The sequence below is a fragment of the Nostoc sp. KVJ20 genome, assembly GCF_001712795.1.
Taxonomy (GTDB): Bacteria; Cyanobacteriota; Cyanobacteriia; order Cyanobacteriales; family Nostocaceae; genus Nostoc.
This window is the reverse complement of the sequence record NZ_KV757566.1, coordinates 1-22,694: the sequence shown is the minus strand read 5'-3', so window position 1 is coordinate 22,694 and position 22,694 is coordinate 1. Positions and strand designations below refer to the sequence as shown.

Annotated in this window: 14 protein-coding genes and 2 pseudogenes; 10 read left to right on the top strand and 6 right to left on the bottom strand. The window is 45.0% G+C overall.

All coding sequences use genetic code 11. The features are described from left to right. Positions 1 to 7 precede the first annotated feature (7 nt). Both A4S05_RS05140 and A4S05_RS05135 read right to left on the bottom strand, forming a co-directional pair. Positions 8 to 835 carry an ABC transporter permease subunit gene (locus A4S05_RS05140; protein WP_069068756.1) on the bottom strand — a complete coding sequence of 276 codons (828 nt, stop codon included), beginning with the start codon at positions 833 to 835 and terminating at the stop codon, positions 8 to 10. Between the two features lie 413 nt (positions 836 to 1,248). Continuing rightward, a complete protein-coding gene (locus A4S05_RS05135) occupies positions 1,249 to 3,027 on the bottom strand; it encodes an iron uptake porin (RefSeq protein WP_069068755.1) in 1,779 nt (592 codons plus the stop codon). 953 nt (positions 3,028 to 3,980) lie between these two features. Here A4S05_RS05135 and A4S05_RS05130 point away from each other — a divergent pair. The 8 genes and pseudogenes from A4S05_RS05130 to A4S05_RS38560 form a co-directional block, all read left to right on the top strand. Next, positions 3,981 to 4,802: a class I SAM-dependent methyltransferase gene (locus tag A4S05_RS05130; RefSeq protein WP_069068754.1), complete on the top strand. Its 822-nt coding sequence runs from the start codon at positions 3,981 to 3,983 to the stop codon at positions 4,800 to 4,802. A gap of 34 nt (positions 4,803 to 4,836) precedes the next feature. Continuing rightward, positions 4,837 to 6,201, top strand: a complete 1,365-nt coding sequence (locus A4S05_RS05125; protein WP_069068753.1) for an LLM class flavin-dependent oxidoreductase — start codon at positions 4,837 to 4,839, stop codon at positions 6,199 to 6,201. 364 nt (positions 6,202 to 6,565) lie between these two features. Further along, positions 6,566 to 8,095, top strand: coding sequence for an amidohydrolase family protein (locus A4S05_RS05120; RefSeq protein ID WP_069068752.1), 1,530 nt, complete (start codon positions 6,566 to 6,568; stop codon positions 8,093 to 8,095). 91 nt (positions 8,096 to 8,186) lie between these two features. Beyond that, positions 8,187 to 8,837: a carboxylesterase family protein gene (locus A4S05_RS05115; protein ID WP_069068751.1), complete on the top strand. Its 651-nt coding sequence runs from the start codon at positions 8,187 to 8,189 to the stop codon at positions 8,835 to 8,837. Positions 8,838 to 8,989: 152 nt separating this feature from the next. Next, positions 8,990 to 9,988: an aldo/keto reductase gene (locus A4S05_RS05110; RefSeq protein WP_069068750.1), complete on the top strand. Its 999-nt coding sequence runs from the start codon at positions 8,990 to 8,992 to the stop codon at positions 9,986 to 9,988. 57 nt (positions 9,989 to 10,045) lie between these two features. Continuing rightward, on the top strand, positions 10,046 to 11,095 hold the full coding sequence (locus A4S05_RS05105; RefSeq protein WP_069068749.1) for an aliphatic sulfonate ABC transporter substrate-binding protein: 1,050 nt from the start codon (positions 10,046 to 10,048) through the stop codon (positions 11,093 to 11,095). Positions 11,096 to 11,669: 574 nt separating this feature from the next. Further along, positions 11,670 to 13,520, top strand: coding sequence for an ABC transporter ATP-binding protein (locus A4S05_RS05100; RefSeq protein WP_069068748.1), 1,851 nt, complete (start codon positions 11,670 to 11,672; stop codon positions 13,518 to 13,520). A 31-nt stretch (positions 13,521 to 13,551) separates the two neighbouring features. Then, positions 13,552 to 13,795, top strand: a pseudogene (locus tag A4S05_RS38560) (zinc ribbon domain-containing protein); the annotation flags it as partial. A 259-nt stretch (positions 13,796 to 14,054) separates the two neighbouring features. Here A4S05_RS38560 and A4S05_RS05095 read toward each other — a convergent pair. Continuing rightward, on the bottom strand, positions 14,055 to 14,741 hold the full coding sequence (locus tag A4S05_RS05095) for an HAD family hydrolase (protein WP_069068747.1): 687 nt from the start codon (positions 14,739 to 14,741) through the stop codon (positions 14,055 to 14,057). A gap of 195 nt (positions 14,742 to 14,936) precedes the next feature. Between A4S05_RS05095 and A4S05_RS05090 the strand changes: the two genes are divergently transcribed. Both A4S05_RS05090 and A4S05_RS05075 read left to right on the top strand, forming a co-directional pair. Next, positions 14,937 to 15,710: a glucosamine-6-phosphate deaminase gene (locus A4S05_RS05090; RefSeq protein ID WP_069068746.1), complete on the top strand. Its 774-nt coding sequence runs from the start codon at positions 14,937 to 14,939 to the stop codon at positions 15,708 to 15,710. 1,233 nt (positions 15,711 to 16,943) lie between these two features. After that, positions 16,944 to 18,044, top strand: coding sequence for an AOC03_06830 family ribosome hibernation factor (locus A4S05_RS05075; RefSeq protein ID WP_069068743.1), 1,101 nt, complete (start codon positions 16,944 to 16,946; stop codon positions 18,042 to 18,044). Between the two features lie 311 nt (positions 18,045 to 18,355). Here the strand turns inward: A4S05_RS05075 and A4S05_RS05070 are convergent, their stop codons facing one another. The 3 genes and pseudogenes from A4S05_RS05070 to A4S05_RS38555 form a co-directional block, all read right to left on the bottom strand. Next, positions 18,356 to 19,600 carry a catalase family protein gene (locus A4S05_RS05070; protein ID WP_084226983.1) on the bottom strand — a complete coding sequence of 415 codons (1,245 nt, stop codon included), beginning with the start codon at positions 19,598 to 19,600 and terminating at the stop codon, positions 18,356 to 18,358. Between the two features lie 127 nt (positions 19,601 to 19,727). Beyond that, entirely contained in the window at positions 19,728 to 21,701 is a 1,974-nt protein-coding gene (locus A4S05_RS05065) for a di-heme-cytochrome C peroxidase (RefSeq protein WP_069068742.1), read from the bottom strand. A gap of 812 nt (positions 21,702 to 22,513) precedes the next feature. After that, positions 22,514 to 22,694, bottom strand: a pseudogene (locus tag A4S05_RS38555) (RNA-guided endonuclease TnpB family protein); the annotation flags it as partial.

Sequence of the window (22,694 nt, the reverse complement as noted above, 5' to 3'; positions counted from 1 at the left end):
GGATTTTTTACCCAGCAGATGTGTAATTAGGATTCCATGATAAAAACTTGTTTTCTAGAGCTTTAGCGATAGAGTTTGCTAGTTTACCTAGTAATGCATAGATAACAATACTTAACACCACAACATCCGTTTGCATAAACTCACGGGCGTTCATTGCCATATAACCAATGCCGGAATCGGCTGCAATTTGTTCAGCAACAATCAACGATAGCCACATAATACCCAAGGAAAATCTGACACCAATTAAAATCGAAGATAAAGCTCCTGGAAAAACGATTTGCCACAAGAGTTGAGATGTTTTTAAACCATAAACTCTGCCCATTTCAATAAGTTCAGGATCTACACTACGAATTCCATGATAGGTATTAAGATAAATTGGGAAAAATACACCTATAGAAACTAAAAACAATCTAGCTTGATCACCAATCCCAAACCATAAAATTACTAGGGGAATTAATGCCAAGTTGGGAATAGTACGCAGCATTTGCAAGGAACTATCTAACAATTGTTCTCCAATACGAGAAAACCCAGTAAGTAATCCTAAAATAAAGCCAATTCCGCCGCCAACTACAAAACCAGATATAGCGCGTGCAGCACTGATTCCCATGTGTTGGAAAAGCTCTCCAGTTGAGGCTAACTTAAATGCTGTAAAAACTACGCTACTTGGTGCTGGAAGAATTCTGCTGGAGAGTAAACCAGTTCTGGAAGCAATTTCCCAGAGCAGGAGTACGGTAAAAGGAACTATCCAAGGGATGATTTTATCAGAGAATTTGTTGTTGAGTAGGGTTTCTAGGGATTTTTCGCTGCTTTTAGTCTTTTTCAGAGTAATAGTCATAAGCTACCAATTGGTTGTTTTATGAAGTTCTCATTAACGCCTATTTCGTCAATAGGACTGAATAGGTTTGATGTTATGTATGTTTGTTTTACTGAGACAGGGAAAGAAAGGAGAACAAAATCGAAAAATTACCTTGCCGTTTGAGTATTTCTTTTTAAATTACTATATATCGAGAGAATTACCGTAGATTAAAGACAATCTTACACGAAATTATGTAAAAAGCAACCCCAACTAAGCTTTTGGCACGAACCCAGTATTAGCGAGTCTACCTATTTTCTATATCGAAGAGGTTTCCAATTCAAAAAATCTCCAATTTGTAGGGATTTAGGACTGATAGTGCGTCATAGACTATCAGTCCTGAAATAACGGTGGGTTAGCGACAGAATAACCAACCCCACATCTATTAATAATCCCTAAAACCTGTAGACAGTACGAATCCATGCAAATAAACTATCAGGATTATTGGCATTTGAATCTGGTGCAGTCACCCAGATAAAACCAGGCGTAATGTCAATCCTATCAGTGATTTTATATTGATAGAATCCTTCAATATGCAAGGAAGTATCTTTATCTGCTTGTCCTAAGCCTGCCCCCAAGTCTACATTACTGCTGAGACGGGTAAGTTTTGGTGCCATACCCACAAACAATCCTCCTAAACTTCCTTTCTTCCCAAGATCCGGGAAAGCCAGTCCTACCGCCCAATCCATAGCATTACCATCGCCACGCCCTAAATAGCGGTGTGCGCCATAACTTACCCAACCATTGATAGCAAACTTGGGACTAAATTGATAGAAAGCTTGTACACCATAAAGATTCGCAACTGTCCCCGTTCCCGCTACGGTGCTATTGACCAAGTTACTTCCTGCTGCTGGGCCAAAGTTAGTTCCACTTAAACCTCTGGCGTTAGGTGGACTATAAGTATTGACGTAAGTTAGAGCCGCGCGAAAATTCTTCTGAGGACTGGTATATAGTATCTGTCCTAAAGCTAAATATCGGCCTGTAAAGAAGCCATTGTTGTCTCCAGGGTTACTAGCGTTAGGTGCGCTATAAGCTACTCCCAGTTGGAACTGTTCATTTAATCTGTGGAGTACCGCTATTCCGCCACCACTATCTCCATATTGATAGACTAAAGCTCGTCGTGAGAATCGGGAAATCCCATTAGAACCAGTTGCTAAATTACTTTCAAAGTATGGGTTAATCGGAACAGTAAAACCTAGCTCATTAGCTCCATCGGATAAAGCATAAATGTTGAGTTGGGTGTTTGAAGCCAGTGGAAACCGATAACGCAGACCACTAAGAGAAAAATCGTTGCGTGGTCTTGTAATATTAGCGTTATCAGCCGTTCTGCCATCAAAAGTACCTAATAATCCAGCTCTTGTTTGTCCCAATGATTCAATACTTCCACCCCCCATTGTTATGCCTAGTGAATCTTTACCTGTAAAGCTGGCATTCAATCGCAAAGTTACTGCATCTTGCAGTGTTACTACGCGGGGGGCTGGCCTTCCAGTTACAACATTATTACCGGCTAGAAGTGAGCCAAGGACAAACTGTACTCGACCTGTGAGTTTAACTGTAGGTGAAAATTGTTGTGATTCGATGACTCCTAGCTTTGCCTCTGCTGCATCAACTCGTCCTTGCAGTGCAGTCAATTCTGTGGAAAATTCCTCTCTTAGCTTCTTGATTGTGTCTAAGTCGTCTTGTTTAACTAAGTCGGCTGTAGAAGTGGCGATTATTTGATTGATTCGGTCTAAAGCAGTATTTAGACCAGCCGCAAATTCATAGCGTGTCAGGGCGCGATCGCCTTTGAATGTCCCATCTGTATAACCTGCGATCGCACCATAGCGTTCCACTAAAGATTGCAATGCTTGAAATGCCCAATCTGTAGGCTGAACATCTGATAATTCAGAAACAGAATTAACTTGCGCTAGGGGGTCATCTTGCTCTGTGAAAGTCTCCTGAGAAAGTAGGCTTGGTTCTTGGAATAGTAAATAGTCTGGCGTTTCAGTTACTTCTGGGTTGGCAGTTTGATTCGATTCAGGCTGAGTTGCAATACTTGGCGAAAGTTCCTCAACCCCTGATTTTAGCTCGGATAAGTCCGGTGCTTCAGCAGCAAGTGCGGCTGGAGAAAGGATTAAAAATACATTAAAAAGACCTGGGATAACTAGCCCATAATTCCACAAAACTTTAAACATCGGCTATTGGGTTATGCACAGAAAATTAACAAATCTTTGCTTGCTAGCACCCGACAGGATTTTCACATCCAGATTACACACAAAGGAAGAGATGCAAAAGTGGGATGCTCTCTTGAGAAGAAAGAATTTGAATTAGCCTAATTTGTGGCTCTTAGTAAACCACTAAAACTTTATCGAAATTTAGTGGTTTTACTGTTCACATTGGATATTTGCATAAAAAAATAAAAAAAACAAGCATCTTAAGATACATTTTTCAAAAAGAAAAATATTAGCAAACTTGTATTAAGTAGTACTTGCCTTTTTCTCGTAAGTGTGAAAAACTCTGTTAAATACACAAACTACGGCAAATCGATCAAGTTTTAGTATTTTGCAAAGAATAGACTACAGCATTTCAACGAACTTTGGGGGTTTGAGTCCCCAGCAAGATAGGCAGCACGTTTTGTGTCGGGGTTAAATCCCCGTTACAAAACATAATTGCGAATTGTTTTAATCGTGTACCTGATGCAAGTAATAGTGAAACGCCCTATCAATGTTCTAAGTGGTTCAAACAAACTTGGTAAGAACCTCAGCATTCTCATACTACAAGTCCTCCTTTATAGATTTGTTCTGTCAACAGAGACTAGTAGTTCGCCAACCCAAAATTGCTGGGTGGAGGTCGGCAGAGGAGCAGGGGAGCAGAGGAGAGGCAAATACCAAGTTCTTTCCCCTCTGCCCCTCTGCTAACCACCATGCAAAGTTTCCTTGGCAGACTACTAGTACAGCACGGCGTAAATAAGCCACCCATTTGAAATATCTGAAACCCTTGCAAACTGCTGTAATTACGAATTACGTTAGCGACGCAGGAGCGTCATTACGAATTCCGCCTTGCGGTACTAGGGAAATATTCAGAATAATATTCCCAATGCCTAATCCCCAATCCCTGAATAGAAATTGATTCACCAAAAAACCAACTTATGACCCAACTGAAAACACTTCCTACCTACGACCCAACATTATTTGAGGGTGCTGCTGAGGTTTACGCTCAATACAGAACTAAATATCCATCGGCTGTATTCGACAAACTAACGGAAATTTTTCATCTTAATGGTCAGGGACGACTGCTTGATTTGGGTACTGGGCCAGGTTTAATTGCCATTCCCCTCAGCACTAAATTTCAGGACGTAGTTGCGATCGATCCCGATCCGGAAATGCTCAAGGAAGCGCAACGGCAAGCAGCAGTTGTAGGGGCAAATAATATTACTTGGCTAGAACAAGGCGCAGAACTGATTAACCCTAGTTTAGGGGTATTTAAATTAGCTACCATTGGCAGAGCCTTTCACTGGATGGAACGGGAACTCGTACTAGAACGCCTTTATGAATTGTTGGCAGATGATGGTGCGATCGCACTGCTCAATACAGGTGATAATCCTTGGATAAGTTCTCTACCCTGGAAACAGGCTGCCATAGAAGTAGTAAAAAAATGGTTAGGTGAAGAACGGCGAACTGGACAACGAGGACAGGGTATTCGTAAATCAGTTGATCCTCCCCACGAAGTTGTAATTGCCAATTCAAAATTTGCTCGCCAAGAAGTGTATGAAGTGCCATTTGAAAAATCTTGGACAGTCTCTAGCTATCTTGGCTACTTATACACCACAGCCTTCTCTTTGAAAATTTTCTATGGCGATAAAGCCGAAGAATTTGAAGCAGATATCAAAGAAGCATTACTAGCAGTTGAGCCTTCTGGACACTTTACAGAAGAACTCACAGCAACAATTGAAGTCGTTTGGAAGCATTAATTTGGATGCTATTTAGCTATACACAAAAAAGCAGATGAGTAAAACACGCAAGTTTCGTTTAGGTGCATTCATTCAAGCCACTGGACATCATGTTTCTGCATGGCGACATCCAGATGCACAGATAGACGCTGGATTCAATTTTGAGCATTACAAAGAAATTACCCAGACTGCCCAACGTGGCTTGTTCGATGCAGTTTTTCTGGCGGACAGTCCAGGAGTTTGGGGTGGCGAACCAGAAACTCAAAAACGCAATGGTAAACTTGTCCATTTCGAGCCAGTGACACTCTTTTCGGCCTTGTCCTCTGTAACTCAAAACATTGGCTTCATTTCCACCGCCTCGACTACCTACGAAGAACCCTACACCCTGGCACGAAAGTTTGCTTCTTTGGATCACTTGAGTAAAGGCCGGGCGGGGTGGAATGTAGTCACCACAGGTAACGAGAATGCTGCACTAAATTTCGGTCTTGAGCATCACCCGGAACATAGCCAGCGTTATGAACGTGCAGAAGAGTTTGTGAAAGTGGTCAAAGGACTGTGGGATAGTTGGGAAGATGATGCTTTCATTCGTGACAGAGAATCTGGTATCTATTTCGAGCCGGACAAACTGCACATACTCAACCACAAGGGCAAACATTTTTCTGTCAAAGGCCCCTTGAACGTCGGTCGTCCGCCCCAAGGCTACCCAGTGATTGTACAAGCTGGAGCATCGGAAGCCGGACGGGACTTAGCTGCGCGTACTGCTGAGGTAATCTTCACTGCCAATCAAACCCTAGCCGATGCCCAGGAATTTTATGCTGATGTCAAAGGCCGATTGGCGCAATATGGGCGTTCTCCAGAGGATCTGAAAATTATGCCTGGGGCTTTCCCCATTATTGGGCGTACTGAAGAAGAAGCTCAAGAGAAATACGAATTTCTGCAATCGTTGATTCATCCTGATGTAGCTTGGGGTATTTTAAAGAACTATTACAAGGGTGTGGATCTGTCGAAATATTCTTTAGATGATGTAGCTCCTGAACTGCCCAGTGATACTAACAATAATAAGAGTCGTCTGAAATTAGTCAGGGATTTAGCTACTCGTGGGACTCTCACACTGCGTCAGTTGTATCTGTCTCTGGCTACTGCACGAGGACATCGCACTATACTTGGTACTCCTGAAAGTATTGCCGATCAACTAGAGGAATGGTTCAACAACGGTGCAGCAGATGGTTTTAATATCATGCCGCCCATTTTGCCTACAGGGTTGGATGACTTCGTTAACTTGGTCGTTCCCATCTTGCAGAAACGCGGACTGTTCCGTACTGAATATGAAGGTAGTACTTTGCGGGAAAACTTAGGGCTGCGTCGTCCGGGTAATCAATTCGTTGTCAAACAAGCGAATGAGAGATTGGTTTTGGCGTAAATAAATAGGATTCGTTCGTAGTAAGAACTTTAGTTCTCTCTTGCAGACACTAGTAGTCTGCCAACCCAAAATTGTTAGGTGAGGGCTGGGAAAAGGGGAAAGGTTAAAGGTTAAAGGAATAAACATATTTTCCCTTTCCCCTTGCCCTTTACCCCGCCAAGGAAACTTGGCGAACCACTAGGTGAACTTAGGACTAAAGTCCTTACTACAAGCAAAAAGAGTAGTGAGTTTCGAGTGCTGTAGATGCTCTTGTGGTGAGTCAGTGCGCGATAAATATCAACTAACTCTCGTCTGTATTTGTTGTACTCAGCACTCATAACTCATTTCTCAGCACTACTTCTGTCATTTATTCAAGGAAAAAAACATGACTGAATATAGCAGATTAAAAACTTCTCGTTCCGCCGCAATCAAAGCAAACCTTGATTATCCGATAATTGACACCGATGTTCATACCAATGATTTCACTCCAGCGCTTGAGGATTACATTGCTAAATACGGTGGCTCGAAACTTGTAGATGAATTACGCAAGGCGGAAGCTTCTCGTCTCAATTCCAAGAGCAATGGTAAAGACTGGTATCAACAAACTCCAGAAGAACGCCAGTACAACCGCACAATTCGATCGCCTTGGTGGGCGAGAGTAACCCGCAATACTTTGGATCTTGCTACTTACACTCTTCCTGAACTCTTCTATGAGCGTCAAGCGGAGCAAGGATCAGATTATTCGGTGTTGTTTCCTAACAATGTTCTTGCACCAGCTGGAGCAAGTAAAGAGAACCGTCAAGCACTGCAACGGGCAGTTAATCACTATCATGCTGACTTATATCGGAAATATAGCGATCGCCTGACACCTGTCGCTGGTATCCCAATGGGTAATCCTCAAGAAGCCGTTGAGGAGTTGGAGTTCGCCGTAAAAACACTAGGGCTAAAAGTAGCAAATATTCCTGGTGGTGTGAAACGGCCAATTAAAGCGATCGCTGATAAATATCCAGCAGATCAATACCCTGAAATCGCCAAGTATGCTTCTTACATTGACTTTTACGGATTGGATAGTGAATATGACTACGATCCATTCTGGGCAAAAGCAGTTGAATTAGGTGTACCCATTACTACCCATTACGGCAGTCAAGGTTGGACTGGACGCTCCTCCATCAGTAACTACATGAACAACCACATCGGTCACTTTGCCGATGGCTCACAAGCATTTGCCAAAGCACTGTTCTTTGGTGGTGTTACCAAACGTTTCCCAGAGTTGCGTGTAGCTATGCTTGAAGGCGGTGCAGATTGGGGCGCACACGTCTACATTCATTTAGTAGATCGTTTCTCCAAGCGCAGTCTAAAAGGACTACAAAACTACAACCCAGATAACGCCAATTCTGACGAGTTGTTCGTGTTGTTCGAGCGTTTTGGTAGCGAATTCCTGCAAGAACATCCTCTGAGTAAAGAGGAACTGAAAAAGAGTGTCTTGGGTTCTTCTTTCAACCGTCATAGCCGTTCACCCGTTGGTAGTGAATTGGAAGACTTTGCCGCAGCCGGGATTGAGACAATTGAAGACATCCGCGATCGCTGGGTGAACAGTTTCTTCTTTGGTTCCGAGTCTGACGATCGCACCATTGCAGCAGCATTCAACGACAAAGCCAATCCCTTGGGTGTGAAAATCAACGCCATTTATTCCTCAGATGTTGGTCACTGGGATGTACCAGATTTGACCGATCCACTAGCGGAAAGCTGGGATTTGGTACAAGAAGGTGTGATTTCTGAAGCTGACTTTAAGGCTTATGTATTCAATAATCCTTACAAGTTCTATACCCAAGCGAACCCTGACTTCTTCAAGGGTACGGCGGTTGAATCGAAAGTACCTACTCTCCAAGAAGACAAGAACCTTGTAGTAGCTTAAATCTTTGCCAAGGTATTGAGATGTTACGAGATACCCGACTTCTTTAAGAAGTCGGGTATCTGACCACCAAACATACAGAGGAATTATAACTATGGCTATCGAACACCGTTCTGGTTTATTCCCTTATTTATTATCCCGCGTCTCTGATGATGCCAAAAAACCCGCGCCTCTTGTATTGTTTTTGCATGGCGCACGCGATCGCGGTACAGATATAAATGTACTACTCAAATGGGGTTTACCTCGTTTTGTAGATGAATCCAGCCCCTTACCTTATGTCTTTGCAGCCCCCCAACTTCCTGAAGGACAAACCTGGGTAGATCGAGAATCTGACGTAATTGCTTTGTTGGATAATCTCATTACCTCCCAACCCATAGATCCGTCCCGTGTGATTTTATCTGGATTCAGCTTAGGTACAGCTGGGGCATGGCATATCGCTGCTTCTCATCCTACTCGCTTCGCTGGTTTGGTAGCGGTGTCTGGTCGTGTACCTACGACATTAGAAGCAAGCCAACTAGCTGCCCTAAAAAACATTCCTATCCAAATATTCCAAGGCGCAAAAGACGAAAAGCTCTCTGTTGAAAATACACAGTCTATTGTCGATAGCTTACGTGGTGTCGGGGGAACCGTAGATTTTACTGTACTACCTGAAGGCGATCATTTTATTGCCGATGAAGTCTACAGTGACTCGAAATTGCAACAATGGCTAATTTCACAAAGTCGTCGTACTTCTGTAGCTGTCTGAAGAATACAAAAAAGAAAAACTTCTCTTGGGTTAAAGCTGACGCAAAGACTCGGTGACATGGGAACGCAGAGAATTTTTCTTCTTTCTTTGCGTCCTTTGCGCCTTTGCGGTTCGTTTTCTTATCAAAATTTAACGACATAAAAAACGTTTCCATGACCTTACCAACTACCAAACTTGGTCAAACTGGATTGACTGTTTCTCGCCTCTGTCTTGGTACAATGACCTTCGGATTGCAGACAGATGAAGAAACCTCAAGGCGAATCCTTGACACCGCCGCCGATGCGGGAATTAACTTTCTCGATACAGCCGATGTGTATCCTCTTGGGGGTGGGCTAGCTACGGCTGGAAGTACCGAAGAAATCATTGGGCGCTGGCTCAAAGGCAAACGCGAACATTTTATTTTGGCTACCAAAGCTGTAGGTAAAGTTGGCCCTGCACCTTGGGATCAGGGTGCTTCGCGCAAACACATTTTGGATGCGATCGATGCTTCCCTCAAACGACTGGGAACTGATTATGTTGACCTGTACCAATTGCACTCTGATGATGCTTCAACTCCTCTCGATGAAACCTTAGAAGCATTAGATACAGTAGTTCGTGCTGGCAAGGTACGCTACATTGGGGTTTCTAACTTCTTAGCTTACCGACTTGCCCGCGCCTTGGGTCGCGCCGAAGTGCGAAATTTAACTCGCTTCGTCTCGATTCAACCCCGCTATAATTTGTTGTTCCGCGAAATTGAGCGAGAACTTTTGCCCTTGGCGAAAGAAGAAGGATTAGGTGTAATTCCTTACAATCCCTTAGCAGGTGGTCTACTCACTGGCAAACACAATCTTACTCAAGGCCCCACCGCAGGGACTCGTTTTACTCTGGGTGCTGCCGCAGAACGTTATCAAGAGCGTTACTGGCGCGATCGCGAGTTCAATACTGTGGAAGAATTACGCACAGTGGCGGAATTTGCTGGATTGTCGCTCACTACCTTAGCTGTAGCTTGGGTGCTGGCTAATCCGATTATTACTGCCCCTATTATTGGTGCTAGTCGTCCAGAACAACTTGCTGACACCCTCAAAGCTGTAGAACTAAAACTCGACGACAATTTGAAACAAAAACTCGACGACATCACCGCTGAATATCGCAGGGGAGATTCTCTGCGTTAGTTTTGCTTTCTTTTAACCTTTCCAACCAATCCAAACTATTTTATCTATCAAACAACTATGATTAAACGCCGTCGTTTTCTAAATGTTGCTACATCTAGTCTGGGCGGTTTTTCTATGGCATATTTGTTGGGAAGTTGTAACCAACAAGGCCAACAGAATGTAGCAAGTACTAGTGGCAATTCAATTTCTCTTGGGATAAAAACGAAAGTTCTCCGCATGGGTTATCAGAGTGCAGGGGATCTGTTCAGAAATCGGCAAGTTTTAGAGAAACGCTTGGAGCCACTGGGAATCAAGGTGGAATGGGCGCAATTTGTCCAAGGGCCACAACTCATGGAAGGTATGGCTGCGAAAAGAGTTGACGTAGGATCAGTAGGAGAAACGCCGCCAATTTTTGCCCAAGTCGCTGGTTCAGACCTTGTTTATGTCGTCGGTACACAAAGAACCGCAAGAACAGGAACAAGTAGTGTAATTGCTGTACCTCCAGAGTCTCCCCTTCAGAAATTTGAGGATATCAAGGGGCAAGAAGTTTATTTTCAAAAAGGCTCGGCATCGCACTATTTTATTCTTAGAGCTTTGCAGTCAATCGGCTTGACCATCAAGGATATTAAAATCAAAAGTATGGCGACCATCGAGGCGCGGGGTGCGTTTCTCGAAGGGAGAATTCCCGTTTGGATGACTGGAGATCCCCACTATGCGATCGCTCAAAAGATGGGTCGAATTCGTGTCCTCAGAGATTCTGTTGGGCTAGATTCTCCTGGGGGCTACTATATTGCTGATAGGAAGTTTGCCGAAGAAAACCCTGGCTTGCTCAAAATTATCATTGAAGAACTTCATGCCCTTGATAAGTGGGCAGAGGCGAATCGAAATGAAGTGAAAAAGTTGATGATCGCCACACAAAAGCTCGATGAGGATGTGGCCGACAAGGTAATGTCTCGTCGCACTTTCGCAGGACGCAGAGGCCTAAGTCCTGAACTGATAGCGGAACAACAGCGTGTAGCAGATTTATTCTTTAAAGAGGGTGTCATACCGAAGAAAATCAACATTCAAGATGCGTTACTTCCGCCTGATTTATATGCTGCGATCACACCGCCAGAAATTATGGTCTAGTACGAATGGCACTAAGAAAAGCCCAAAGACTTATTGTATTCTCGTTCCCAGCCTCCAGGCTGGGAACAAGTTCCGAGAGGCTCTGCCTCTTGTCAAGAAAGAGGAGGCGGAGCCTCCAAGAATGGTTTCCCAGCCTGGAGGCTGGGAACCAGTTAGGGTAAGGGCTGTATTTTAACTTAGTGCCATTCGGTCTAGTATTTTGTTTCATTAGTTATGAGGATTTCCATATATCCTTGGCATTGTCGAACGAGCAAACACAGCATCGATCAGAGTGCTTGGGAAGTTGGGTATGAGACACGAAAGAAGAACGATATTTCATAGAGTTGAGATGGATATTTATCGTTTGAATATTGCTACTTAAGAAAGCTTTGACACTGTGAACAAAGTCTTCTAGCTTTATCGAAACAGAATTCAGGACTCAGGAGCCAGAATTCAGCATGAATTCTGTACTAGTGGCGGATAGCGTAGCGTCTTGATTCTGACTTCTGAATTCTTCTTCAATTCAATGTTATTTGTCCCCACTAAATCGAGTTGTTAAAGAGAAGCCTAAAAAGATGCTACGAGATCGACTTTCATGAAGAAAAAGTCCAAACAATCGAAATCCTTTCAACGTGCTGCCGACGCGCCCAACTTGCCAGCGACGACCTTTAGGTTCATCTGCTATTTCGTTAACCAGTTTCGCTGGTGGTATGTGGCAATGGTGATTCTGGAGGTAATACACGCAACTTGTGGCATCATGTTACCTTATGCCATTGGTGAGATCATCCGGGGCGTGACGCGATCGCCAGGGGAGAGTCAGCAGATTTTTGATACCGTGAGCCAACCCCTGATGTTATTCACCGCCTTGAGTTTGGGTGAAGTGGTATTTGGGCGATCGGCTGGACTCTTACAGACAATCCTCCATCCGATCCACCGACAGCACATCGTCCGATCGCTATATGCCTACTTGCAGCATCATTCTCATCGTTACCTCAGCAGCAGTTTTTCCGGGGCATTGGCACATCGGATTAGCGAAACTTCTTTAGGTGTAACTCAGACGATGCAAATGCTGATTACTGAATTTATGCCAGTAATCATTGTGTATAGTGTCACGACGATATTACTGTATCGCGTCTATCCTCCACTTGCTGGATTCGTGGGGTTGTGGGCAGTTCTTTTCATCAGTATTTCGTTCTGGCTAGCAACTCGCTGCCGAATTTACTCCCGAAAAGCCGCAGCCGCAAGAAGTGAAACAACTGGCATCATTGTAGATGCAGTAACAAACCTCAATAGTAGCCGACTGTTTGCTCGCCTGGGTTTTGAACGACGCTATTTGAATGAGCAATTAAGGGACGAACTCAAAGAGGTGAGAAAATCCAATTGGTACTCGGAGCGAATCCGTTGGTTTCAGTTTATCTCAGCAGCCGTTCTGAAAATCGGCACTCTTTATTACTCGCTCTCACTTTGGAGTCAGGGAACGATCGCAACTGCTGACTTCGTGGTTGCTACTAGTTTGTCACTGTTGATCATCAGTGAAGCCCGAAATTTAAGTAAACGGTTTCTAGAATTTTTTGAACATATCGGCAATATTGCCAATGGTGTCTTTACTATTGTTCAACCCCACGAGATCATTGATCGTGATAGTGCGATCGCCCATTCAATTACTCAGGGACAGATTGAGTTTCGCCAAGTAAATTTTAGCTACTCCCTTGGGAAAAAAGTATTCGACAACCTGTCTATAACTATCCAACCAGGCCAGCGTGTCGGACTGGTTGGCTTTTCTGGCTCTGGGAAATCCAGTTTCGTGAATCTGATTTTGCGTCAATTCGACCCCCAATCTGGACAGATTCTTATTGATGGGGTGGATATTCGAGACATGACGCAAGATGCCCTACACTCCCAGATCAGCTTGATTCCTCAAGATCCGTCTCTGTTCCATCGGACATTGATAGAAAATATTCGTTATGGACGACTGGATGCCACCGACGAGGAAGTGGTCGAGGCGGCACGTCAAGCCTATGCTCACGATTTTATTGCTCAGATTAAGGAAGGGTATGATTCTTTGGTGGGCGAACGCGGTGTCAAACTTTCTGGAGGGCAAAGACAAAGGATTGCGATCGCGCGGGTAATCCTCAAAGACTCACCAATTCTGATTCTAGATGAAGCTACCTCCAGCCTGGATTCCATTACCGAAAAAGCGATCCAAGATACTCTAGATTTAGCGATGGATGGAAAAACAGTCATCGTGGTGGCTCATCGACTTTCTACCATTGCCCATTTAGACCGCATTTTGGTATTTGACCAAGGGCGCATTATCGAAGATGGCACTCACGCCAAGCTGCTGGCACGCCGTGGTGCTTACTACAGGTTATGGAAAATGCAGGCAGGTGGATTCTTACCTGTAGAAGCCAATAATCAAAATGCCTCCGAACTGCAAACAGGATAGTTTTGAGTGTCGAATCGTGGTCATTTTAAAATTTCAGAAAGTAGATGCACGAAAAACCAGTCAGACTTGCCCTAACTGTAGAGTTGAGACAGGTAAAAAAGAACTTGTCATACGTACTCATATTTGTTCAAATTGCGGCTATACAACTGATAGAGACATAAGCAGCCGCTCAAGTAGTCGCTATTAGGGGGCTTGCAGCCGTAGGGCATACAGTCAAGATGCTTGCTGAGAGGATGTTTGAAAAGTGGTTAGCTGTGATTTTAAGCACTGGTTGATCCCCCCTAACCCCCCTTAAAAAGGGGGGAAAATCCTTAAAGTCCCCCTTTTTAAGGGGAGCCACTGCGGTCTTGGGGGTTTCCCCCATGAGCAAGTGGCGTGGATTTAGGGGGATCGAAAACGTTTTGATACCGACGAGGAGACTTTTCAAACATCCTCTGAATTCATTGGAATCCCTTTGAAGCAAGAATCCCCGAATTAGAAATTCGGGGAGTGTCAAGAAAGTTCAGTAGCCTCAATTCAGGAGGCCCAATACGTTCAAAGATTAGAAGCGATCGCACTTGAATTTTTCTCAATGAGTGAGTTCAGAAATGTCCACAACTGCAAATCAGTAAAATCTGGTATTGCCATAAATGCACCGATTTCCTGCAAAGCTTGGGGATTATGGGTAGACGCTATGCCAATGGTGCGGATATCTGCGCTCACCGCTGAACGAATCCCAGAAGGAGAGTCTTCTAAGGCGATCGCTTCTTCTGCTGTAATCCCCAACTTATTCAAAGCAACTTGGTAGGGTGCAGGGTCGGGTTTACCTGCAATACAATCATCCGCTAAAACAATTGTATGAAAAGCTTCTTTTATTCCCAACACCTCTAGCATAAATTCTGCATTTAACCTCGGAGCATTAGTTACTAATGCACGTTTCAATTGATGTGTATCTGTCCAGGCTAGTAGTTCAGAAAATCCATTCAAAGGTTTGAGATTTGGCGCGAGTTTGCGGAAAAGCGCTTCTTTTTCATCTGCAAATTTTTGCCCCTCTGCTGCTGATAATTGTGGCAGAATATCCTTAACAATTTCTGGATTTAGCCCCCCACTAATGCGGGTTTGATAAAATGTTTCGTCAATTTCTATACTGTAATTTAACAGCATTTCCTGCCAAGCTAGGTAGTGTATAGGGTCAGTGTTGACAATAGTGCCATCTAGGTCAAAGAGAATTGCAGCCAGCATAATTTTTGGGTAAAATGTAAATAATTGTTAACTTAATTTAAATAGTTTATATTGTTTTTTGTCCTTAGTGATTGTTCCTTGGTTAATACAGGGTAAAAAGTGACAAATAATCTGCTAAATCCTAAAACTGTAAGGGCAGATAAGTAGAGCCTCTCAGCAAATTGCCGTATAATTGATAACCTTCCATGTAAGCAAATGCTAGCCGATCTAAACTTTTTTCGCGTTGATGATTTACTGGTGCGGATTCACAACTCTGAAGTCGAAATGGCCCAGAATGTTGCCGAAATTGCACAAAAGTATTTACAGCAGACTCTCAACGAACAAGATACGGCTGCTGTATTGTTAGCAACAGGTAATTCCCAACTCAAATTTCTCGATGCTTTAATTGCATTGGGTGGTGTAGATTGGTCACGGATTATACTGTTCCATCTAGATGAATATTTGGGAATTACTGCTGACCATTCAGCCAGCTTCCGGCGCTATATGCGAGAACGTGTAGAGAAACGGGTTATTCCTAAAGAATTTCACTATATAGAAGGTGATACATTGCAACCAGTGGCAGAGTGCGATCGCTACACTAAATTATTGCAAGCACAACCAATTGACTTATGCTGTCTTGGTGTTGGCGAAAATGGACATTTGGCTTTTAACGATCCAGCAGTAGCAAATTTTCAAGACCCTTACAGTGTGAAACTGGTGAAACTAGATACAGTGAACCGTCAGCAACAAGTTAGTACAGGTCACTTTCCAAATCTAGAAACTGTTCCCCAATATGCTTTTACTGTCACCATCTCGGCGATTTGTTCAGCTAAAAAAATTATCTGCCTTGCTCCAGAAAAACGTAAAGCGAATGTGGTAAAAGAAATGTTGCAAGGAGCTATAACTACAGATTGTCCGGCTTCTGTTCTCCGTCAACAATCCCAAGCGATGTTATTTTTGGATGTTAATTCTGCTAGTTTGCTCTCTTGAAAAGGGAGTAGAGAGTGGGGATTAGGGACTGGGAAACAGGGGAAATTGAAGAAGGCAGAAGGCAGAAGGTTCAATGTTTTGTAGGGAATTCAACACCATACTTAATTGGGGCCACAAAACAAGAAAATTTGATGGGGGTCTTAAACCGCAAGTTCGATGATTGTCACGGACTCCAGAGCAGAAAACAGTATTCCAACTGAGCCTCCAGCATAGCTGCCCTCTGCCTTCCTTGATAAATAATTCAGAGTTATTACCCCATGTATATAGCTTATCCGTTGCGGTATTCCCTTGCTTTGAAATATCAATGCGCTGTGCATTTTTATTGGTCAATATCGTTGGTTTAGCAAGCCATAATTTGATTAAATCTCACATCTGATAGTGTCATCGCAAAAAAATTCTGTTACCAAAAATGTTACGAGTGTATTGTACTTAGGCAGTTACTTTATCATGATATATAGTTAAGCTCCTCACACCACACGGAAAGCCGTGAAACAAATACTATGTTTCACGGTTTTTTCCTTTTCAGAAATAATTTAAGAGCGTAGATATGCAGAAAGCAGTTGAATTTAAACACGGCTCTGCTAACTACGAATGGGAGGCTTGTCCATTAACTCGGTACTCTTTGATTAAAAGCTGTAATCTTCATCTGGCAAGCATTTCCGCTTTTCTTAGTGCCATTCCTCTTATAGCTAAGTGCTGTTAGCGGTAGCGGGGCGTTTAGCCCCAATACGGTTCAGATAAGACCAAAATACTTGTAGAGACGGCGATTTATCGCGTCTAGAAAACCCACAATTTTGTACACTTAGCCCTTAACCGAATGGCACTAAGAAAAGATACAGCCCTTGTTCTGACTGGAACAAGCCTTCAGGCTGGGAATCCATTCTGGGAGGCTCCGCCTCCAGTAGCTTGAATTGAGGCAGAGCCTCTTTTAAATACATTCCCAGCCTGGAGGCTGGGAACGAGACGACACAAGCTTTTGGGTTTTTCTTAGTGCCATTAGCCCTTAACCCAAGCGTATTGCGTTTAGCCCGTGATGAGTAAAAACCCAGTTTTTTCAAGACTTTGAGCAATCAACACTGTCCTAATCTGTGTGACTACGGCTATGCATACCAATTAGATAGGTAGCTAAAACTGCGGATGCAATCTCCTTTTTTTGGTAGAGGAATTACGAGTGGTTCTGTCTTTAACATTGGAAACAGCTTAATCACCACTAAAAATCGATAAGAGATATCCATGATTACTCGTCAGGCTCTTAAGCAGTTGCAATTTTTGAGCAATGTTCCGGCGCTTTCCATCCTGTTACCAACTCATCGGACATCACCTGATAATAAACAAGATCCGATTCGGGTGAAAAATCTGGTAGATGAGGCAACGAAGCGGCTTGCCACAGAATTTACTAACCGCGAGTTGGAACCATTGTTGAAGCGGCTCGAAACCCTCGTGAGCGAAATTGACTATCGCCACACGCTGGATGGGTTAGCGCTATACATCAGCCATGACTTTGCCAAGCTTTATTACCTGCCCTTTCCTGTACCTGAGCGGGTTGTAATTGATCAAACCTTCGCGACACGAGATTTGGTCTATGGAACGCATCGGGCGCTACGCTATTGGGTTTTGCTGTTAAGTCAGGCATCCACGCGCTTATTAGCTGGAACAGGAGAAACCCTTGAGGAAGTTCATGATGAAAACTTCCCAATGCAAATGACAGGGCCCGGGGCCACGGCTCCGCTTCCATCTGACGCTGACTCTAGCTATCGAGACGATAGGCATCGCAGATTTTTTCAGCATGTAGACACTTTATTGAAGCTCTATCAGAATCCAAATGAGTCGCTACCATTGGTTGTGGGAGGTGTTGATCGGCAAATATCTTTCTTCCAGGAGGTTTCACAAGATACTCAAGGGATGTCTACGACGGGCTACACCTACGCAGGAAGCCTGAGTGGCAATTTTGACAAAGCGACGATTCATGAACTGACCCCTCAAGTGTGGACAATCATGCAGTCCGTTCGGGAGGCGCAACAGGCTGATGCACTCCAGGCATTAGATGACGCGATGGGTACTCAAAGTGTCGTTTCTACGATTGGGGAAACGTGGCGATTAGCGCATGAAGGTCGAGGGAAATTGCTTTTGGTTGAAAAAAACTACCATGTACCAGCAATCCTGACTGAAGACGGCAGGTTTGAGTTAGTGGATCAACCAGGTGGTACAGAGGTGATGGATGATGCCGTCGATGAAATTATAGAAGTTGTCTTGGCTAAGGGAGGAAACATTGCAATTGTGGACGATGAAGCACTATCCATTCATCAGCGAATTGCATTGGTTTTGCGGTATTGATGTCAAATTTTCACAGTGAAACACAACCTTTAGCGGTTTTCCATGCCTGACACAACATATTTTTTTGATTATTTCTACAATACTTTTGTCTGAAGTCTTAATTGTCAAGTTCGGGTCGAGTTCGGCAGATGCCTTTTCTCTCTACAATAGATTCAACCGACGCATCCGCCACAAACCCAAGCGGTGAATTTTTTCTAGTAGTCTGCCAAGGAAACTTTGCATGGTGGTTAGCAGAGGGGAAAGAACTTGGTATAAGCCTCTCCTCTGCTCCTCTGCCGACCTCCACCCAGCAATTTTGGGTTGGCGAACTACTAGTATGGCCTGTCGTTCTCTATGGGGATCTGATTCGGTTCTTTGCGAGGCACATTGTTCATCTTGCGGCGAAACTCAGACACCTTCTCGTAAATGAGCAGTCGCGATCGGTTCATAGAACCCAAGGGTCGATGTTCGGGTAAGGAATGCCAGGGCGTGAACGCGAGGTTCTCTGCCATCTCTACCCTACCCTTGGCGTCAATGTCTTGCTTCGGGATGCGAATGATCGCGACCTGTTGAAAGGGAGACACCATTTCGTCCCACAGTTCCAGAGGATCTTCCACAGGCATCGTCATTGGATCGGCTTGGATCTGGACAGCAAACTCGTAATAAACGTCTTCTGATCCGACCTGTTTCTTCATGACTTCCCTCAGAAAGTCTGGCCCCGTCGTCTTTGGCTGGCGGTTAGTGCTTCGGGAGATGGGGGTAGCTGAGAACTTGATCGCGTTCGGCCCTAGCAAGTATGGCGTCTGACTCCAATAGCGAATCTGGACGGGATTGAAGAATGGTTGCGATCGCATGGACATGATCGCCTTGAGTTCCGTGGGTCGAGTCTCAAAAAACTTCTCTATCTGACCCTTCAACATCTGCTGATGCAAGAGTTCATAATCCTTGAGGTTTCTTACGAAGAAGGTCGGGAAATTGATCATCACGAAATCTTGCGTCTTAGCATCCTTTTCCGATGCAAGCAGTTTCTCGCCCTCGACTCCGAACAGTTTGATTGCCATTCCGGCAGCCTGTGGCACTCTGTCCTCTTGAACCTCGACATTCCCGGCAGAAAACCGGATCAGGGCATCAAACGTGCGCGGCGTCTTGAACACGCCGTAGCGCAATTCTTTTGGGAGATTATCAAGCACGATGAATTCGGCATATACCAAGCCGTGTGCTTTCGGATGCGCGTCGCGCAAGACTGGCCGAGTACCGGGCGGAAACTGGGTGTGCAGTCGTGCCAGCGATGCGTTGAGGATCGAATCAATGAGATCCTTTTCACCCGGCTCGATGGATTCTTGCGCGAGAGCGGGCACGGTTGGCTTTTGCACCGATATCTCCTTGGGTGCGCCGTCGTCAGCACCTAGGTTTTTGACGTGGAAGAACGTCTTATCTTGCCAAGCACGGATGGGGTCTTTCGATCCGCCAAATGGAGTGATCTGTCGGGGTTGGTTAGAGAAGGAAGGGAGCGTCAAAACCAGTGCAATCACCCCACTGGCTAGCACCAGAAGAACGATTCTTATCAGCTTGCTCATTAATCCCTCCTAAAGTTGACATACTCACCGACCCAGAGGCGCGGTGATTCTGGAGTAATAAGTAATAAGTAATGAGTAAATACCCATTTCTCATCCACTCATTACTCATTACTCATTTAAAGTCCTGTCACCGATGATAAAAAGCCGTCCTCAAAAGACGGGGCTTCTCTACGAGACGCTTCGCGAACAGACCCAAGTTTTTGGTGACAATTTCGCCTGGATTGATCGATTCTTGGGCTAGAGCATGTTTTGTCGTTGAAGCCGGTGACAATTGGGGTGCGCCGTTGTAAGTGCCTGGGTTTTTGACGTGGAAAAACGTCTTATCTTGCCAAGCACGAATAGGATCTTTTGGCCCGCCAAATGGGGCAATCTGTCGGGACTGGTTCGGGATGGACTTCATGTACTCGACCAATGCCCAGCGCTCATCCTCAGTCAGCAGTCGTCCGATAACCCCTTTCTCGGTAGGTCTATTCTCAAAGGAATGTCCAGCGTTGGAATTGCCGACCAGCGAGGTGTCAAATAAGAACTTCCCAGATTTCCCAGAAGTGTCCACGCCGACCTTCACCGGATCGAACTCTCGCCCGATAAAGAACGTTTTAGACCGCTCATTGTCTGGAAGCAGCAATTCGTAGAGATTCGGCACTGAGCCATTATGCAAGAAGGGGGGCGAGGCCCACATACCTTCAGCCGGGTTAGCCTTGTAGCCGATCGCCGGAATCGGATCGGGCGGCTCTGGATAAGAAGCCCGATAGCCGTGTGCCGAGACGAGTTCTTCATCGCTGAGGTTGAGCTTGGCTACTGCCTTATCAAAGATCCCGCGCTGTATCGCCTGGAAGACAACGGGCGGTGGAGCGATCGCAGCCCCATTGTCCGGCGCTGGCAAATACTCACTCATCCGTCCAGTCTTCACCGTCGGGTTGCTCTCGAACTGCGGACTTGAGAACTGCCCCGGATCGGTGCCGATAACATCAACGGAGACGATCGCATTCTCAATAAATCGCTTGTCTTGCTTTTTAGGTTCGCTCCAACGATGCGGCCAGGTGGAGTGGCATCCGGCGCAGTTTTGCGTGAACAGTTGCGCTCCCTTGGCAGCCTTCTCTTGATCGATCTTGCCGAGAACAGCTTCGGGCCATTGAGGTGGTGCAAGTCTCCGTAAGAGAGCCTCGCTGGCAATTTGGCCCTTAAGGTCTACGGTAGAGTCGAACAGCCCTAACTTTGGCGTCTTCGACGTTAAGTCCATCCTTGCAAACACCCCCAGAGATTCACCCTGATTGCGGAGAATGGGGTCAAACAGGACGCCACTCCACTGTGCCCAGGCTGACTGCGGTATGTTCCAGACGAAAGACGGCTTGACTGGTGCGATCGGCGCTACCCAGTTTTGCGGAATGTCGAGCCAACGGGATTGCACCTGATTGTGAATCAGGCGGAGTGCATCCATGCGTCCCGGGCCAACAACGGTCGGTGTCACCGCAAGGATGCCGCGATAGCCATGAACTGCCGCGGCATCCTCTTCCAAGCGCTTGCGTAACGCTTCCTTGCCGGCATCATCGCGCTGTCCCAGTTTCTCTGCTAGCCGAGCGAACTTTTGCGGATCGGCAGCCGTTGCCGCCAGGGTATCATCCAGTCCCTCAATGAAGGCATGAACATCAAGTGTGGCGTTGTTACCGCCCGAAATACTGATCTTGGTTCCCTTGTGTTCGATCTGTCCGTTATGACACGCGGCACAGCTCAATCCGACCCACTTGCCTTTCCATCGTCCGTCCGCTACTACTGTATTGGTTATGCCGATGGGTAGCCCGTCCGGGTTGTATTTGGAATCGGCGGGTTGGGGGATAAATCCATACTTGGCGAGGTTATCATTGGCACTGAATAGCCCCTGGTTATTCGCCGCATCGAGGTTTAGGAAGATGTCGTAAGACATCGCAGCCGAACCTTGTGAGGTGTAGTAATAGCGTAGCCGATCCTCTTGAGACCAACCTTGATCCAGGTGAACGACTTTCGCCTTTGCCGGTCGGTCTTGGGAAAACGAGGCGAGCGTGAACGCCAGTGCCATCACCACACCGGCTAGCACGAGAAGAACGATTCTCATCAGCTTTCTCATCGGTTTCTCCTAAACGTGATGATTGACCCATCTCCCTGCGGCGGAAACGAGCAAAACTATGTCTCTGGCTCTCTTATTACCTCTAGTTATGAGAGTTTTACTTCAATATTTTTTTATTTAATTGCTTTTAATCTCTTAAGTTCTCATCCTACGAGATGTCTCTTACAAAAAAATTTTGCGGTATAGTAGAAGGTTTACGAGTCGTGATGCGTAAAGCCCCGATGCTTTAGCTGGGGGATGCGAATAGGACAAATTTATTTGTCCGTAGCTTCACTGCATGAGTACGTTGCTAACTGTCGTAAAGATTGGCATAGAAAGCTGTCTCACCAAATCTGCAATAATACTGGAGCAGCATTAGCGACGTAGGAGCGTCTTGCAATTTTTAATTAATAATTACGCCTTAAGTGAGTTGAAGCCTGAAACAACGTAGTCTCGTTTATAAGGCTGGAGTTTACGATTAAAGCTAATACCAATTTAATGTGAAGTTGCACATATCTCGATCCCCCTAAATCCCCCTTAAAAAGGGGACTTTGATAGATGTTTTTCCAGTTCCCCCCCTTAAAAAGGGGGGCTAGGGGGGATCTAATTCTATGCAGCTTCATACAAAATTGGTATAAGGTTGAAACCTTTGATATTGTTTGAAAATTGTTAACTCACATAAGGCGTTAATTTTGAATTTTTAATTGGAGCGTACTCTTTCAGAGAAGCAAGTTACGCGCAGCATCTCGTAGAGAAGCGACTTCACATCCTATGCCTGAATAATTCCCTTGTTGTTGACACTCGCCGCTCTAAAGAGACGGGGATTCTTGAATCTAAGACATAACTTGCTCATGCAGGTTTTCACCAACATGAGTAGCGGTTTCATCTCCCCAAGCGTTGCTTGCGTCTAGCGCAAAAGTTCCCGTATGCCCTACAGTACTCAATCCTCGACTAAGGATAATTCTAGCTGCGTTTTCATCTCTATCCATTACACAGCCACATGAACATACGTGC

What these genes read in the sequence shown, in the direction of transcription:
- A4S05_RS05105 (WP_069068749.1), top strand. Translation starts at nt 10,046, where the DNA reads ATGATTAAACGCCGTCGTTTTCTAAATGTTGCTACATCTAGTCTGGGC.
- A4S05_RS05095 (WP_069068747.1), bottom strand. Translation starts at nt 14,741, where the DNA reads ATGCTGGCTGCAATTCTCTTTGACCTAGATGGCACTATTGTCAACACT.
- A4S05_RS05090 (WP_069068746.1), top strand. Translation starts at nt 14,937, where the DNA reads ATGCTAGCCGATCTAAACTTTTTTCGCGTTGATGATTTACTGGTGCGG.
- A4S05_RS05065 (WP_069068742.1), bottom strand. Translation starts at nt 21,701, where the DNA reads ATGAGAAAGCTGATGAGAATCGTTCTTCTCGTGCTAGCCGGTGTGGTG.
- A4S05_RS05110 (WP_069068750.1), top strand. Translation starts at nt 8,990, where the DNA reads ATGACCTTACCAACTACCAAACTTGGTCAAACTGGATTGACTGTTTCT.
- A4S05_RS05140 (WP_069068756.1), bottom strand. Translation starts at nt 835, where the DNA reads ATGACTATTACTCTGAAAAAGACTAAAAGCAGCGAAAAATCCCTAGAA.
- A4S05_RS05075 (WP_069068743.1), top strand. Translation starts at nt 16,944, where the DNA reads ATGATTACTCGTCAGGCTCTTAAGCAGTTGCAATTTTTGAGCAATGTT.
- A4S05_RS05100 (WP_069068748.1), top strand. Translation starts at nt 11,670, where the DNA reads ATGAAGAAAAAGTCCAAACAATCGAAATCCTTTCAACGTGCTGCCGAC.
- A4S05_RS05130 (WP_069068754.1), top strand. Translation starts at nt 3,981, where the DNA reads ATGACCCAACTGAAAACACTTCCTACCTACGACCCAACATTATTTGAG.
- A4S05_RS05135 (WP_069068755.1), bottom strand. Translation starts at nt 3,027, where the DNA reads ATGTTTAAAGTTTTGTGGAATTATGGGCTAGTTATCCCAGGTCTTTTT.
- A4S05_RS05125 (WP_069068753.1), top strand. Translation starts at nt 4,837, where the DNA reads ATGAGTAAAACACGCAAGTTTCGTTTAGGTGCATTCATTCAAGCCACT.
- A4S05_RS05115 (WP_069068751.1), top strand. Translation starts at nt 8,187, where the DNA reads ATGGCTATCGAACACCGTTCTGGTTTATTCCCTTATTTATTATCCCGC.
- A4S05_RS05120 (WP_069068752.1), top strand. Translation starts at nt 6,566, where the DNA reads ATGACTGAATATAGCAGATTAAAAACTTCTCGTTCCGCCGCAATCAAA.
- A4S05_RS05070 (WP_084226983.1), bottom strand. Translation starts at nt 19,600, where the DNA reads ATGAGCAAGCTGATAAGAATCGTTCTTCTGGTGCTAGCCAGTGGGGTG.